Origin of the sequence: Sphingomonas trueperi (genome assembly GCF_011927635.1) — a bacterium.
Classification (GTDB): domain Bacteria; phylum Pseudomonadota; class Alphaproteobacteria; order Sphingomonadales; family Sphingomonadaceae; genus Sphingomonas; species Sphingomonas trueperi.
Genome location: NZ_JAATJB010000005.1, coordinates 131303 through 145916 on the forward strand (window position 1 = coordinate 131303; position 14614 = coordinate 145916).

Genomic DNA, 14614 nt, shown 5'->3' on the forward strand with positions numbered 1-14614 from the left:
TACGTAGAAGCACTGAAGAATTACCTGTGCGTCTGCATCTTTTATTAAGCTTATTCAGGTTGAATTGGCCCCCGAAACGAGCAGCCGTGCCAGGGCTGTGTTTCGGGAGCGCAGCCATGAACGTCTCGGCTATTCGGGGCTATCTTCGCGAGACGATCGAGTTCTTCGTCTACTTCGTGTTCATGACAGGCATCGGCGCGGCAATGTACGTGCTCGTCAACTATGCGCCGCAAGCGAATTCCAGCTGGTATATTAACACCTGCATCGGAATGGCGGTATTCACCGGCTTTTATGCGGTGCGCATGTTCCGGCGCTACCGGCGCGCGATGCGGCGCCTGGCGCTGTTGCCCGACGAGCTTGTCGTGGAACTGTCGCAGATGAGCGACGAAGAGCGGCGGACGATGCGCTGGTCCGAGCGGATCGCGGCGGAGCGTCTAGAGGCGCGTGGCGGTGATGCCGAGAGGGTGCGGTTGCTTGAGCGGCTCGAAGCGCTCGAACGCACCTATCGCGAGCGCTGCTCGGTGCTCGGTGTCGACCCCGACAAGGAAGGCGGGGAATTCACGATCGATCCCAACATGTCGGTCGAGGCGATCCGCGACCGCATCGCCGATCGTATGCTGCGAAAGGAGGAGGAGGAGGAGGAGGGGGCGCGTCCGCCCATTTTCCGGAGCTGATGCAGCGATCGTTTCACCTCCGGTTAGGATTCGTTAACGCGCTTGCTTCATGATGCAGTGCCAAACAACGGCGGCCGTGCGTGGGGTGCGCGCGATGGGGGCCGTCGATGGGGGTTGCGTTCATGAAGTCCGATACCGTCCGTCACTATTTGATGATGTCATTGGAATTTGGCGCCTATTGCGTGCTGATGACGCTGCTCAGTTATTTGATGGTGCTGCTGGTGCTGCGCGCGCCGCAGCCGAACAGCGGCATCTATATCGGCGTGGCGCTGCTCGCTGCGCTGCTTACAGGACTGCATGCGGGGAAGATGTTCCGCATGTATCGCATTGCGATGCTGCGCTTCCAGAATCGCAAGCCCACGGGCAAGAAGAAGCAGTCCTTGCCGGTCCGCCACTGGTCCGATCGTATCGCAGCGGAAGAAGCGGTCGGTCGCCATGACGCGCGGCGCAAGCAGGCGACCGGTGAGGAAGCTTCGCCCGAACTGGAAGCGATCCGCCTGCGCATCGCGGAGCGGATGGCCAAGGAGGATCGCGAGCGCGACGAGCTTGCGCGCGAGGATCGCGAGCGGCTCGAACGCGAGCGCATCGAGCGGATGGAGCGCGCCCGCTCCGAGCGCATCCGCAACGAGACGCGCGCTTCCCGACAAAAGAACTGAGCGGCCCGGCGACGGCGCCGAACGAGTCGTCGCTCGGCGCGGATGAGGGGCCGAGAGGTGCAGCCGGCGTTCAGCTTCGGCAGATCAATGCCGGTGCGTGAGCAGGGGTAGGCAGCGCGCAGCATTTGGGCTGGTCATGATCGGTGCGCTCGGAGCGCCCGCTTGGGCCCAGGACGCGTCCGCTGGCGATCGCGCGCCGCAGGCCATTCCCGGCGTCCTCCCGGAGCGGTTTCGTCTGCCCGCCACGCCTGCTCCCAGTCCCACTCCGTCTCCGTCGACGGCAGCAGCGCCGCTGGTGCAGCCTGTAATCATCCCGGACGTCACGTCGCATTCGAGGCGGTCGCCTGCTGTGCCGCGAAGCCCCGCTTCCCCTCCTGCGCCTTCTCCTCGACCGGCGTCGCCCGTGTCCAGGCCTGCCGCTGCCCCTACGCCCGTCCAGCCGGTACCGAGATCGACGCCCCCCGTGGCGACGCCACCGCGAGCGCCCGTGGCCCCTCCCGAGGATCGGGCTGGCTGGCCGTGGCTCGGCCTGATAGCGTTCGGCACGGCGGCGGTGGCAGGTGCGACGTGGTGGTCCCGTCGGCGGCGTCCGGCGCCGGCGGACCGGGACGTGCCCGAGCCGAAGCGCGCGGTCTCTGCGCGACCGCGCCGACCCGCGCCGCCACTGGCACAATCCCATGGCATCGCCGAGCCAGTAGCGATCGACATCGTCAGCGCCCGGATTGTCTTCCTGGCGGGCGCGGTGGCGTTCGACCTGGAAGTGGAACTGATCAATGCACAGGCCCGGGCAGTCGAGGGGTTGCGGCCCGCACTCACGTTGATCAGCGCTAGCCCCGATCAGGACAAGTGGCGCGCGGCCTTTCATGCCGGTCCACCCGCGCAGAACCAGAGTGGTCCGCTCGACCTTGCGGTCGGCGCCCGAGTGCGGCTGCCGGCGCGGCGCACCATCCGGCGGGACCAGCTATACGTGGTGGAGCACGGCGGCAGGCCCATGTTCGTCGCGATGCTGCTCTGCGACTTGCGCTGGCGCGGCGGCCTCAGCCTCCATCGCTTCGGTGCCGATTTCCTGCTCGGGGCGGCGGGGCGGAGCGCTCGGCCTGGACCGATCTGGCTCGATCGGCCGGCACCCCCGGCGCTCGCCGCGATCCGATACGTGCCGCCGCTATCCTGAGTGGATTGGCGCAAAAGAAAAGAGGCGGCCCGTCGCCGGACCGCCTCCTTCCAGTATCCAGGCCTTGAAACCGGCTGGGAAGTGCTTACTTGACCTCGACGGTCGCGCCAGCTTCTTCCAGCTGCTTCTTGATCTTCTCGGCTTCGTCCTTCGACACGCCTTCCTTGACCGGCTTCGGAGCGCCTTCGACCAGGGCCTTTGCTTCGGTGAGGCCGAGGTTGGTGATGGCGCGGACTTCCTTGATGACGTTGATCTTCTTGCCACCGTCGCCGGTGAGGATCACGTCGAACTCGGTCTGCTCTTCGGCAGCCGGGGCAGCGGCGCCACCAGCGGCCGGGCCGGCAACGGCGACGGCAGCGGCGGCCGAAACGCCCCACTTCTCTTCGAGCAGCTTCGAGAGCTCAGCGGCCTCGAGCACGGTCAGGGCGGAAAGCTGGTCGACGATCGCGTTAAGGTCAGCCATGATAAACTCCAATCAGTTCAATAGTTTCGGGATAGAATAAAGGTCGCTCGAAGCCGAAGCTCAGGCAGCCTGCTTTTCGCTGTACGCCGCAAGCACGCGGGCGATCTGCGCCGCCGGTGCCTGGGTGACGGTGGCGAGCTTGGTCGCGGGTGCTGCGATGAGCCCCACGAGCTTGCCGCGCAGCTCGTCCAGCGACGGCAGCGAGGCGAGTGCCTGCACGCCAGCCGGATCCAGCAGCACATTGCCCATCGCGCCGCCGACGATTTCGAGCTTGTCGTTCGTCTTGGCGAACTCCGAGACCACCTTGGCCGCAGCCACGGGATCGACGGAGGTGGACAGTGCCGTCGGACCCGTCAGCAGGTCCGCGAGCACCGCATAATCGGTGCCCTGGGTGGCAATCTTGGCGAGCTTGTTCTTCGAGACCTTATAGGTCGCGCCGGCTGCACGCATCTTGTTGCGCAGGTCCGTCGACTGCTTGACGGTCATGCCGAGATTGCGGGTGACAACCACCACGCCAACCTCGTTGAAGGTGCGGTTCAGCTCGGCAACGGCGTCGGCCTTCTGGGAACGATCCATGCCGGTCTCCTCATACATGAGGCTGCCCGTTCCCCGCACGAAGCGGGCAAGGGTGCAACCCCGGTTCACGACCCGCGCACGAATACGCGGGCCAGGCTCAAATTGTCCGAGGGGAAGGATCGTCACGAGGCCGGGGCGCGTGTCCCTGGGGCGTGACCCGGAACGCTTGGACCCACCCGCGCATCTGCGCCAAGAGAGCCGGCCAAGCCGCCGGTAAATTCTGTCCCCGTCTAGGCGAGTTGATCAAGACCGGCAAATCCCGGCCCCTCGCTGTCTCGGACGGATTCCTTCCGGAGAAGGAGCGCGCCCAATAGCGGATTCGGGCAGGGAGTCAAGGGTGGGGGAAGCAGATCCTCCCCGAACCAAATCCTCCCCGGCACGGGGAGGGGGACCGCCGCCGCAGGCGGTGGTGGAGGGGCCGCCGCGGCACGCGGCGGTATCCGGCGTGGTGGGCGACCCCGCGCCTGTCGGCGCAGCCCCTCCACCACGCCGCTTGCGCGGCGCGGTCCCCCTCCCCGTACCGGGGAGGAGCTTGGGTCTTGCAGAACAAAACCGGAACGCCCATCTCCCCCAGCGTCCGTCACACCCAGGGGGGAGGGCATGCCCATGCGCGGCACCAAGGCCGATCGTACCCGCGAGAACCAGCGCTTCCTGAAAGCGCTGCGCCGCACCGCCAACGTGACCCTCGCCGCCGAGGCCGCGGGGCAGACGCGCAAGACCTTCCAGAAGCGCCGCGCGCGCAACCCCGATTTCGCGAGCCAATGGGACGCAGCCCTCGCCTATGCCCAGGCGCAGCTCGCCGCCGGCGCGCCGTCGCCCACGCCCGAGGGCGAGGCCGCGCGCACCGGCGGCGGCGAGTATAGCGTGCGCGCCTCGCGCGGCCGCATGGTGCAGGTGCGCCGCGCCCCCAAGGGGGTGCTGACCACCGAGGGCGAGCGCCGCTTCCTCGCCCATCTCGCCGCCACCGCCAATGTGCGGCTGTCGGCAGCGGCGACCGGCATCGGCTGGAACGCCATCTATGCCCGGCGCCGGCGCTCGGCGGCTTTTGCTCGGGCAATGGAGGCGGCGCTGGCCGAGGGCTATGAGCGGCTCGAACTCGCGCTGCTCGACAATGCGCTGCGATCGCTGGACCCCACCGGCGAGGACCTGGGCGCGTGGTGCGAGACCGTCGACGAGACCGACCCGCTCACGTGCATGACCCCGCGCGAGGCGCTGCTGCTGCTCGGCTATCGCCGCCCGGAGATCGTCGAGGGGCGGCCCCACACCGGCTTTGGCGTGCCGCGCATCCCCCGCGAGGAGGCGCTGGCGCGGCTGTCGCGCGAGCTGGACCGGGTGGAGCGGCGGTTGCGGCGGGAGAAGGGGTAGGGGCGGCGCGCCGGGCCCGGCGCGTCGCGTCTCCGGCAGTGCCGCAGGGTCCCCCTTGCGAGGGGTGCGGCACTGCCGTTCCATTGCATGCTGCCGCTCACGACCAAGGCCCCTTAGTTTTCTTAGGCTGCATCGATCCTCAAGAGCCGTGGACTAAATACATCACGGTGTCCGGCGGCGCAGCTTCAAAATTGCAAACAGGTCAACGTGCGAGTTGGACAGATTTCGCCGACTGTTCCAGTTTGTCAAGCGGCTCCCACAGACCTGATCCCTGCAGGCTTTCCTTTATCCAAATATATGTTGGATCAGAAAGTAAACTTGACGCTAGAAATGCTGCATATGGCTTTTTAGGATCCGCACTCTTTAGCAGACTAGCAACTGACCGAACAATTTTCTGCTCATTTTCATAACTCGTATTTCCCGCCAAATACGTCTTCATATCTGATCTCGTGCGCTCGAGCGAATGGTGCATTGCGGCGTGTAGATCCGACCTAACGCGAAAAAGGCGATCGGTTCTGTTAAGATTGCAAGCCAGAATAGTCCGTTCGCCAATATCGTCTCGGTATCGCAGCGTGAGTTCTGAGAAGTATAGATGCTTCTGCGGGTATACATCTGCGGGGTTGACGATCATGCCGTCGGTAGCGGGATCATATTTACCCTTACTGGTGTTGCAGCGCTTGCAGGCTGGAAGCAAGTTTTTCCATTCAACTACCAAGTGGGAATGTGGAACCTTTGGGTAAAAATGTTCGACCTCCATGTAATTGGAGGCAATATCGAGGCTTTCCTCGCAATAGGCGCATTTGCTGCTGCTATAAGCTAAAAGTGCTTTTTTTATAGATTCGAGGTTCCAAACGCTCTTCCCCGAAGTGGTGTACTCGCTCGTGAGGGATGCGACAGATGCCGAAGTAAGAGACTTCGGGGGTTCGCCACGAAACAGCTTAATCAAGGTCGGCTCCGATAAATGGGGCAGCTCGCAGATCGAAAAGTGTTCTCTTGAAGCTCGCCGGATGTAGCATTTCGTGCAGCTTGGATAAACTCTCTCGAACTGCCTTGCCATCTTCAGCCTCAACCGCATTGTCAAAGGCTTGCGCAGCTTTAGAATAGATTGGCGTTTCGACGTTCTGCATCCCCATCACGTCAGTCAGCACTTCTTCAACAGTCCAGCCTGAAAAACCGAAAGGGCTGTCTGGCAATTGGCGTACACCGATGTTGCCTGACTCGTCTCGGCCGAGGGCGATCACTTCGGAAACCTCTACTGACTGTATCACGTGAGGGCTGTGCGTCGTGGCAATGATCTGCGCCAGCGGGAATGTCGCTTTCAAAACACTCGCGATGTTTCGTTGCCAGTCTGGATGGAGGTGTAAGTCGATTTCATCGATAAGTATCAAACCAGAGAAATTTCTTGCGTACACATTGAGTTTGCGGAACTCGATTTCCTTGATTATTCCTAAAAGAAGTGCGTACGTCGAGCGGAAGCCAGATGAGAGCCACTCAAAAGGAATGACACCGCCAGGTGTATTCACTAAGATGTCAAATGACTTGTGGTTAACACTGTGCAGTTTCACAGTTGAATCTAAAACCGAAAAAAGGTCAACGGCCAGAGAGTAATTCATCCGGTCGTATTCTGTCCAACCGTCAGCACCGGCAGCGAAGAAAAGATAGCGGTTTGCAAGCCAGCCTTTGATCTCTGAAGAGTTGAAGCCTGCTATATTTCTGGAACCAATTTGATGGCTAGCAAAATTTGGGTCGGCGTTTATAGAGCTAGATTTTAAATATGAAATCTCTCTATTTGTTCTTATGTTGATAACGCCTGATGCGTATTCTGAAAAAAACGCTATCTTTTCATCATTAAATGGGTCGCTTGATGTTATTCGTGCCTCACTTTCCCGCTCTAGACCTTCGGATTCGAGGTTCAAAACGAGGCGGCCAGCCTGATCAAATGAAGAGGCATTCCTTTTAACCTTTGTGGCTTCAAACGCGCTACCAAATGGCGATATCAAAGCTTCAAGGATAGTGGTTTTACCAATTCCATTAGGCCCGCAGATGAGATTAAGCCCTTCGCTAAAAACAATACGTGTATCCTTGTAAGGGCCTATCTGTTGTAGCAATAGCCAATTTATATGGATATTTTTCATTGTGCCTCGAAATCAACATGTTAAGATGTTATTTAGTGGGGTTTGAACGTTCCGTTATCCAGGCAGGCCGCCACGTGTTTCGTGCCCGTGCCTAGCATCTGGGTACCCAATTAACCTTTTGCGTATCATCCTTCATCGCGTTTGCTTTCGCAACCCGCAACTTCGGAGGTCATGTGGACATGGTGCTGAACTGAAATCGTTCTACATGGACAATTTTGATAGTAATCTCGCAGCAGAAGATCCCCACGTGACACTTGGATCATGCGAATCTCCTATGTTGCCACTGATAGCGCCGTTTGCGTTACAGTGTAAGGCCTGAAGAACAGGTGGCTACAAATTGAGAGGTCTGCGCTAAAATTGCGCCGTAACTGATTCCGGCATTAAAAGGTCGGGTTTGCCTTAGAGAATAAGCATATGCTGATGAGTTGCAGTAAACTGCCCACGCTGAGCTGCTTGTCAATCGGTTTTAGCTATGCTGTTGAGCTCTTGCGCTAAAAGTAGCCATGCGCTGCAGGCGACGAGTCAATGTTCGCTTCTAGATCGAACGATCTCGGTGACGACCGAAGTAGAAGTACGTTGTCATTCGCCGCGGCCGTCGGAAATGACAGGCAGTTTCCCGGCAGTTTCCGCCAAACAGCAGCGGGTGTAGAAAACATTCAAGTCCACCCGTGTCCCCACGGCAACACAATTTCAATCTTTAACCGAATTGCGCAATCGCCCCCTTGCCAAGCCCGCCCCATGCGTCAGTTTTGTTGCAAACAGAACCGAGAGGGTGCGCACAGAACGGCTTGGATCGAGGGGAACCACATGCACGTATCGTACCGACGAACCGCCTGCAGTCTCGCCGCACTCGCGCTCGCCATGGGGATGGCCGCCGCACCCGCCTTTGCCCAGGACGCCGCCACCGGCGCTTCCGCCGCGGCGCCGCAGGACGACATCGTCGTCACCGGCTCGCGCATCCGGCGCAGCCCGCTCGATCAGGACAAGCCGGTCGTCACCGTCGGCCAGGAGGAGATCGCGCGCACCGGCCTCACCGCGATCGCCGACGTGCTCCAGCGGCTGCCCAGCGCCGCGGGCGGGCTCAACACCAAGGTCAACAATGCCGGCAATGTCGGCGGGCCGCCGGACGGGACCGGGGTCAGCTCGGGCTCGGCCGAGGTCGACCTGCGCTATCTCGCCGCCAAGCGCACGCTGATCCTCGTCGATGGCTTGCGCTTCGTCAACGGCTCGGCGGCGGGCGGCATCCCCGCCTCGGTCGACCTCAACACGCTGCCGGTCAACCTGATCGAGCGCGTCGAGGTGCTGCAGTCGGGCGCGTCGCCGCTCTATGGCTCGGACGCGGTCGCCGGGGTGATCAACATCATCACCAAGCAAGCGCAGGAAGGGCTGCGCGCCTCGGCCCAGTATGGCATGTATCGCCAGGGGGACGGCGATACCCAGCAGTACGAGGCGAGCTACGGCATCCAGTCGCGCGAGACCGGCACCTCGCTGGTGTTCGGCGCGAGCTATGTGAAGCAGGGCAGCGTCTCGACCGGCGACCGCGCCATCTCGCGCTTCCCCAATCCGGGGCAGACCGCGTGCACCGATCCGATCGGCGGGTGCAGCGGCACGCCGCCCAATGGCCGCTTCGCGGTGCTGGGGCAGACGCTGGCGCTGCGCGCGCCGGTCTCCGGACGGCCGAGCTATCCGGCGGACTTCAAGCCGTTCACCGCGGCGGACCGCTATAATTTCGCGCCGCTCAACTATCTGCTGACCCCGTCCGAGCGCTATGGCGGCTTCGTCAACTTCAAGCAGGCGCTGACCGACAGCATCAACATGCGGGTCAAGCTGCTGTACAACCACCGCTATTCGCGCACCCAGGCGGCCTATCTGCCGCTCAACATCGGGCCGGACGCGGGCAACGGCAACCTGCTCGACACGATCTCGGTGGACGTGACCAACCCGTATAATCCGTTCGGGGTGACGCTCTCCTCGGGGGCGGACGGGAGCGCGGCCAATTACTCGTTCATCGCGCGGCGCATGGTCGAGGCCGGGCAGCGCGTGTTCACCCAGAATGTCGACACCATGTCGGGCACGGTGACCTTCGACGGCGCGTTCGATGTCGGCGGGCGCAAATGGTATTGGGACGTCAACGGCACCTTCGGGATCAACGACGCCAAGCAGCTGTTCACCGGCAACCTCAACGCGGCGCGGCTGGCGCAGGCGCTGGGGCCGGTGAGCGCGTGCACGGGCGCGTGCGTGCCGTTCAACCTCTTCGGCGGGCTCGGCTCGATCACCCCCGCGATGCTCGACTATGTCGCGTTCGACGAGCGCGACCGCAGCAGCCAGCGGATGTGGGACACCACCGCCAATTTGTCGGGCACATTGTTCGACCTGCCGGCGGGGCCGGTGGGGGTCGCGATCGGCTATGAGCATCGCGACCAGTTCGCCAGCTATGATCCCGATCCGGTGATCACCGCCGGGCTCGGCGCGGACGTGCCGACCAGTCCGGCGCGCGGCGGCTTCGACGTCGACGAAATCTATGGCGAGCTGCGCGTGCCGATCCTGGCGAACACGCCGTTCTTCAACAAGCTCGAGCTCGACGGCGCGGTGCGGCACTCGAACTATTCGTCGTTCGGCAGCAACACCACCTTTACCGCCTCGGGGCTGTGGAAGCCGGTGGCCGACCTGCTGCTGCGCGGCGGCTATGCCGAGAGCCTGCGCGCGCCGAGCATCGGCGAGCTCTATGCCGGGCTGTCGCGCTTCGACGCGACGATCGACGATCCGTGCACGAGTGCGGCGGGCGGGTCCTTCGCCAGCAACGCGACGGTGCGGGCGAACTGCATCGCCAACGGCGTGCCGGCGAACGGCAGCTACAACGAGCCGACCGGCGGCCAGCTCGGCGTCTTCTCGCAGGGCAACACCGCGCTCAAGCCCGAGACCGCCAAGACCTGGACCGCGGGCGGCGTCTACAGCCCCGACTGGGCCAAGGCCTGGTCGAGCGCGTTCAGCCTCGAGGTCAATTACTACAACATCAAGCTCGACAACGCGATCGACTCGGTGCCCGCGACGCTGACGCTGCGGCGCTGCGCGTTCAACGCCGATCCGGTGAGCTGCGCGGCGATCCGCCGGACGAGCAGCGGCACCATCGCCGGGATCAGCGGGCGGCTGCTCAACCTCAACGGCATCCGCACCGACGGGCTGGACGGCACGCTGACCTTCCGCACCCACAAGATCGGCGAGGGCACGATCGGCCTCAACGCCAACGCCGCCTATCTGCTGCGCTACGACGTGGTGCCGCCCGCCGACCTCGGCGCGCCGGCCCTGCGCTATGCCGGCACCGAGCGGGGCAGCCCCGACCAGGCCTATCCGCGCTTCAAGGGCAATGCGACGCTCGACTGGTCGAGCCCGGGCTACGGCATTGCGTTCACCGCGCGCTACATCAGCGGGGTCGACGAGCGCGACGACGTGCACCGGCTCGGCGCGGTGTTCTATGGCGACTTCCAGGCCTATTTCTCGCCGGCCTGGATGAACCATCGCACCCGGCTGACGCTGGGCGTGAACAACCTGTTCGACCGCGCGCCGCCCGCCTGCTTCACCTGCCAGAGCGCCAATTTCGACCCGACGACCTACGACCTGCCGGGCCAGTTCGGCTATCTGCGCCTGTCGTTCGGCTTCTGAGGAGGGGAGGAGGGGCCGGGCGCGATCCCGGCCCCTTTTTCGCGCCCGCGCGACGCGGCGCGCCGCCGTTAATGTTCCAGATCGGTTCGCGGCACTTGACATCGCGACGATGCTTCGGTACAAAACAAGAACGCTCCCGAATCGCGCCCAATTCCGGGCGAGATCGCATCCTGGCTCGTGAGGAGTCCGGCAGCGTAACGCCTGTGCCGCGCAGACAGCGCGCGCGCGGGCCAGACTAGCGACGTTCAATTCAGCCGCGGCCCCCCTCGGGTCCGCGCGCTGCCGTGCATGACCCAACCTTCAAAGCGCCCTGTTTCGGACGAACCCTAGCGGTTCGCCCGGGCTTTTTCGTGCGCATCGTAGAGGAAAATGACGATGATAAACCTGTCCGTGCAGAATGTGACGACGAACGCCGGGTTCGTCGGCGGCACCATCGCGCTGCAACGCCAGCTCAGCGCGACTTCCCAATTCTCGCTTCTCCAGGGCTCGAATGCCGCCGTCGCGCTCGACAGCGACAGCCTCACGCTTTCCGCCGCGCTCGCGATCGGCGAGACGGTCACCGCGCTGGTCGCCGAAACCGACGGGAGCGGCGCCAGCTTCCGCCAGATCGCCTATGCGCTCAACGTCACCGGCGCGGCGTCGTCCAGCGACGTCTATCACCTCGTCATGGTGCGCGGCGCCGACACCAAGGTAGGTGCGGGCGCGGTGAACATGGGCAATTTGCTGTTCGAGCGCGGCTTCATCGACGCGCCGTTCAATGCCACCAGCACCCAGTTCACCTGGCGCAGCGGTACCGCGGCGCACCTCACCCTTCCCACCGACGGCCGCTCGCCGACGCCGAGCGAGTCCGGCAAGGCCAACCGGCTGAACGGCGGCGACTATGTCCTCGATTTCACGGCGATCGGTGACGGCCGCACGGTCAGCGGCACGCTGACGATCCAGCGCGATCTGGGGCGGTCGGTCCCGGCCTACACCTTCGACCGCGGCGCACGCACGCTGCCGGCCGAGACGTTCACTGCCAGGTGCTATACCGCGTCGAGCGTCGGCGAACTGCAAGCGATCACTGCCAGCGAAGCGAGCGGCGCGACGATCCTGCTCGCACTGGGGAGCACGCGTCTCGGCTTTTCGACGTGGCCCAGCTATGGAAAATCGCCGGCCACACCCGCGCTGATCCAATCCGAAAATCTTTCTCGGCCGACCAAGGTTGCGCGCGTACACTGCAACAACAACAGCCATTGGCGCATCGACAGTCTGGATGTTTCCGCCTCGGCTTCCGAACTCATCGCTATGGGCAACGGCCAGGATCAGATTCTCAATCTGCAGGGGCAGTCGAACGACGTTCGTGTCACGCGGTGCCGCTTCGGCGTGCCGAATGGCACTGCACCGAACAACTTTCCTCGCGTTAGCATCGGGACCGACACATCGGTCGGTATGTCGGGCGGTGTGTTCGTCGCGCACAACAGCTTTGACGGTATCGCTGCCGGCGGCGTGCGCGCCGGTGTCGACATCGTCGTCGCGTTCAACACCTGGACACGATGGACGCGAGATTCGCTTGCGCATGGCGGTTCCAGCTACCTGGAACTGCGAGGATTTCTATATGAAGGGAATCTTGTCGGGGCGAGTGCGCTGGACAACCCCTATATTCATCCGGACACCGGGCAGTTCCAAACTGTCGTCGCGGCAGGCCCGGGCCAGCTGCACACCGGGTCGTACAAGATGTACGACAATTTCACCTTTGGTGGTGCGTCCCAGACGTCGTTCAACGGACCGGTATTCACCGGCGCCGGCAGCGCCCCGCCGCGCATCGAGTGTGTGATCGACGTGGCTGGAAACTTCCATTCAAGCCTGACCTTCTACGGCATCGGCGCGATGACCAACGCCGATTGGACGAACGGCCAGGGCATGCAGGTGCGCGGCAATACCACCGTACGCCAGCTGACGGGCGTTACTGGCTCCATCGATGGCGGGAAGGCCTCCGGCGCCCAGGGCTTCACGACCTGGGATGACTCCGGCACGGTCCGGATTCCGAACAACAACCAACTTTATCCTGGTATGGGGCGCACCTTTGCGGCCAACGCCGCCGTGCAGGTCATCGACTCCTACTATGACGGCGTCGCCCCGGACGGCGGTGTTGACGTGTCGCAAGCCATGTTCAAGGGGCGCAGGCCGTCGAGCGTGGACCCGGTTGGTCTCACGCCAGCCCAAATCAACGACAACAGCGACCGGTTCGACGACCCGAACCGGATTGTTCCGGACTGGTCGATCTACACGCTTGCCGAGCAATATGCGATTATTCGCGATATGTACGCCACCAAGGCCGGCGGCCTGAACGATCGCGGTGACGGGCGGGTTGTCGGCGCATTCTGCGTCCGCCGCAACGGCGCGCCGGCCAAGCGCAACCAGTATGGCACCGCGACGCTCTCCGTCTCGACGGCGGCCGGTCAGGTGACCGCGACGCTGTCGCGGGTGCTCGGCGTCGACGTGATCTGCGACGTCGTTCGCAACGGTGCCGCGACCGGCGTGGCGATCACCATCCCGGCTGGGCAGACCTCGGCCGGCAGCCCGGTCGCCTTCGCGGCGGGGGATAGCATCCTCCTGAAGAACGACTGCGGTCTGCTTAATCCGTCGGTCACCGCCGCGTGATCGGCAGGTAAGCGCGCGCCGGGCGCGCGTCCCTACCCTCCGCTAAGGTGCATGCCGTCCGGCAGGGCGGCTAGCGACCGGCGAGGATGCGAACCCCGCATCCTCGCCGGTACGCTGCGCGTTTTCAGGAAAAGCGTGCGCTGCCGAACGCCTCGCCGATCATCCCGTGCCGGAGGGCGCAGCGGTGTGGCACGGCGGCACCGCAAAAAATGGCGGCATGGGCGCTAAAGACAGCCCCAGCCCGCCGCCCCTCAGAACAGCCGGGTCAGCGCGTAGAACAGCGCGCCCACCGCCGCCGAGGCGGGGATGGTGATCACCCAGGCGACGACGACGTTGCTCGCTACCCCCCAGCGCACCGCCGAGGCCCGCCGCGCCGTCCCCGCGCCGATGATCGCGCCGGTGATGGTGTGCGTGGTCGAGACCGGGATGCCCAGCCAGGAAGCTGCGAACAGGATGATCGAGCCGCCCATCGACGCGCTGAACCCCTGGTGCTGCGACAGCTTGGTGATCCGCGAGCCCATCGTCTCGATGATCTTCCAGCCGCCGCTCAGCGTGCCCAGCGCGATCGCGACATAGCAGCTGATCGCCACCCAGTGCGGCACCTCGAAGTCACCCTGGAGATAGCCGGTCGAGTAGAGCAGCACGGTGATGATGCCCATCGTCTTCTGCGCGTCGTTGAGCCCGTGGCTCAGCGAATAGGCGCCCGAGGAGATCAGGTGCAGCACCCGGAAGCTGCGCTCCGCCCGGTTCGTCGAGGCGCGGCGGAACAGCCAGCTGGTCACCAGCATGATCGCCATCGCCAGGATCATGCCGAGCGTCGGCGAAAGCACGATCGCGAGCAGCGTCTTGTTGAGCCCGGTCCACTGGATGCCCTCGAACCCGGCATGCGCCACGCCCGCGCCCACCATCCCGCCGACCAGCGCATGGCTGGACGAGGAGGGGATGCCCTTCATCCAGGTGACGACGTTCCAGAACATCGCGCCGACCAGCGCGCCGAACACCACGCCCGGCGTCACCAGATCCTGGTCGATCAGCCCCTTGCCGATCGTCTCCGCCACCTTGTGCATGCTGGGGAAGGCAATGGTGACGAAATAGGCGGCGAAGTTGAAGAACGCCGCGAAGGCGACCGCATGGACCGGCTTGAGCAGCCGCGTCGCGACCACCGTGGCGATCGCGTTCGCCGCATCGTGCAGGCCGTTGAGAAAATCGAACGCCAGCGCGACCAGGATCAGCCCGATGAGCAGCGGCAGGGCAAGTTCGTGCATGATGGA

The 14614-nt window shown here is 63.7% G+C and carries 11 protein-coding genes; 6 read left to right on the forward strand and 5 right to left on the reverse strand.

Going from position 1 to position 14614, the window contains the following annotated elements; genetic code table 11:
- Positions 1–26: 26 nt before the first annotated feature.
- The 3 genes from GGR89_RS10145 (at position 27) to GGR89_RS10155 (ending at position 2501) form a co-directional block, all read left to right on the forward strand.
- Complete coding sequence (locus GGR89_RS10145; RefSeq protein ID WP_241217784.1) at positions 27–674, forward strand: hypothetical protein; 648 nt, start codon at positions 27–29, stop codon at positions 672–674.
- 152 nt (positions 675–826) lie between these two features.
- Positions 827–1330, forward strand: a complete 504-nt coding sequence (locus tag GGR89_RS10150; protein ID WP_245201627.1) for a hypothetical protein — start codon at positions 827–829, stop codon at positions 1328–1330.
- 610 nt (positions 1331–1940) lie between these two features.
- Positions 1941–2501 carry a hypothetical protein gene (locus GGR89_RS10155; RefSeq protein ID WP_125972028.1) on the forward strand — a complete coding sequence of 187 codons (561 nt, stop codon included), beginning with the start codon at positions 1941–1943 and terminating at the stop codon, positions 2499–2501.
- Between the two features lie 85 nt (positions 2502–2586).
- Here GGR89_RS10155 and rplL read toward each other — a convergent pair whose 3' ends face one another.
- A complete protein-coding gene (gene rplL / locus GGR89_RS10160) occupies positions 2587–2964 on the reverse strand; it encodes a 50S ribosomal protein L7/L12 (RefSeq protein ID WP_121078416.1) in 378 nt (125 codons plus the stop codon).
- Positions 2965–3024: 60 nt separating this feature from the next.
- On the reverse strand, positions 3025–3540 hold the full coding sequence (gene rplJ, locus GGR89_RS10165; RefSeq protein WP_125972030.1) for a 50S ribosomal protein L10: 516 nt from the start codon (positions 3538–3540) through the stop codon (positions 3025–3027).
- Between the two features lie 606 nt (positions 3541–4146).
- On the opposite strand from rplJ, the gene GGR89_RS10170 reads away from it, so the two are divergent.
- The gene (locus tag GGR89_RS10170; protein WP_125972032.1) at positions 4147–4905 is read left to right on the forward strand and encodes a hypothetical protein; all 759 of its coding nucleotides are present in this window, start codon (positions 4147–4149) and stop codon (positions 4903–4905) included.
- Between the two features lie 202 nt (positions 4906–5107).
- On the opposite strand, the gene GGR89_RS10175 is transcribed toward GGR89_RS10170, so the two are convergent.
- Both GGR89_RS10175 and GGR89_RS10180 read right to left on the reverse strand, forming a co-directional pair.
- Positions 5108–5851 carry an HNH endonuclease gene (locus GGR89_RS10175; protein WP_167712880.1) on the reverse strand — a complete coding sequence of 248 codons (744 nt, stop codon included), beginning with the start codon at positions 5849–5851 and terminating at the stop codon, positions 5108–5110.
- Positions 5844–7040: an AAA family ATPase gene (locus GGR89_RS10180; protein WP_125972036.1), complete on the reverse strand. Its 1197-nt coding sequence runs from the start codon at positions 7038–7040 to the stop codon at positions 5844–5846. The genes GGR89_RS10175 and GGR89_RS10180 overlap by 8 nt, the downstream gene beginning before the upstream one ends.
- Before the next feature lie 861 nt (positions 7041–7901).
- Here GGR89_RS10180 and GGR89_RS10185 point away from each other — a divergent pair.
- Positions 7902–10700: a TonB-dependent receptor domain-containing protein gene (locus tag GGR89_RS10185; protein ID WP_425338755.1), complete on the forward strand. Its 2799-nt coding sequence runs from the start codon at positions 7902–7904 to the stop codon at positions 10698–10700.
- A 375-nt stretch (positions 10701–11075) separates the two neighbouring features.
- Positions 11076–13343 carry a hypothetical protein gene (locus GGR89_RS10190; protein ID WP_125972040.1) on the forward strand — a complete coding sequence of 756 codons (2268 nt, stop codon included), beginning with the start codon at positions 11076–11078 and terminating at the stop codon, positions 13341–13343.
- A gap of 251 nt (positions 13344–13594) precedes the next feature.
- On the opposite strand, the gene GGR89_RS10195 is transcribed toward GGR89_RS10190, so the two are convergent.
- Positions 13595–14608, reverse strand: a complete 1014-nt coding sequence (locus tag GGR89_RS10195) for an inorganic phosphate transporter (RefSeq protein WP_125972042.1) — start codon at positions 14606–14608, stop codon at positions 13595–13597.
- Between the last annotated feature and the right edge of the window lie 6 nt (positions 14609–14614).

Excerpts from the sequence above, each read along its gene's own strand:
- GGR89_RS10150 (WP_245201627.1), top strand. The coding sequence starts at position 827 with ATGATGTCATTGGAATTTGGCGCCTATTGCGTGCTGATGACGCTGCTC.
- rplL (WP_121078416.1), bottom strand. The coding sequence starts at position 2,964 with ATGGCTGACCTTAACGCGATCGTCGACCAGCTTTCCGCCCTGACCGTG.
- rplJ (WP_125972030.1), bottom strand. The coding sequence starts at position 3,540 with ATGGATCGTTCCCAGAAGGCCGACGCCGTTGCCGAGCTGAACCGCACC.
- GGR89_RS10170 (WP_125972032.1), top strand. The coding sequence starts at position 4,147 with ATGCGCGGCACCAAGGCCGATCGTACCCGCGAGAACCAGCGCTTCCTG.
- GGR89_RS10180 (WP_125972036.1), bottom strand. The coding sequence starts at position 7,040 with ATGAAAAATATCCATATAAATTGGCTATTGCTACAACAGATAGGCCCT.
- GGR89_RS10185 (WP_425338755.1), top strand. The coding sequence starts at position 7,902 with ATGGGGATGGCCGCCGCACCCGCCTTTGCCCAGGACGCCGCCACCGGC.
- GGR89_RS10190 (WP_125972040.1), top strand. The coding sequence starts at position 11,076 with ATGATAAACCTGTCCGTGCAGAATGTGACGACGAACGCCGGGTTCGTC.
- GGR89_RS10195 (WP_125972042.1), bottom strand. The coding sequence starts at position 14,608 with ATGCACGAACTTGCCCTGCCGCTGCTCATCGGGCTGATCCTGGTCGCG.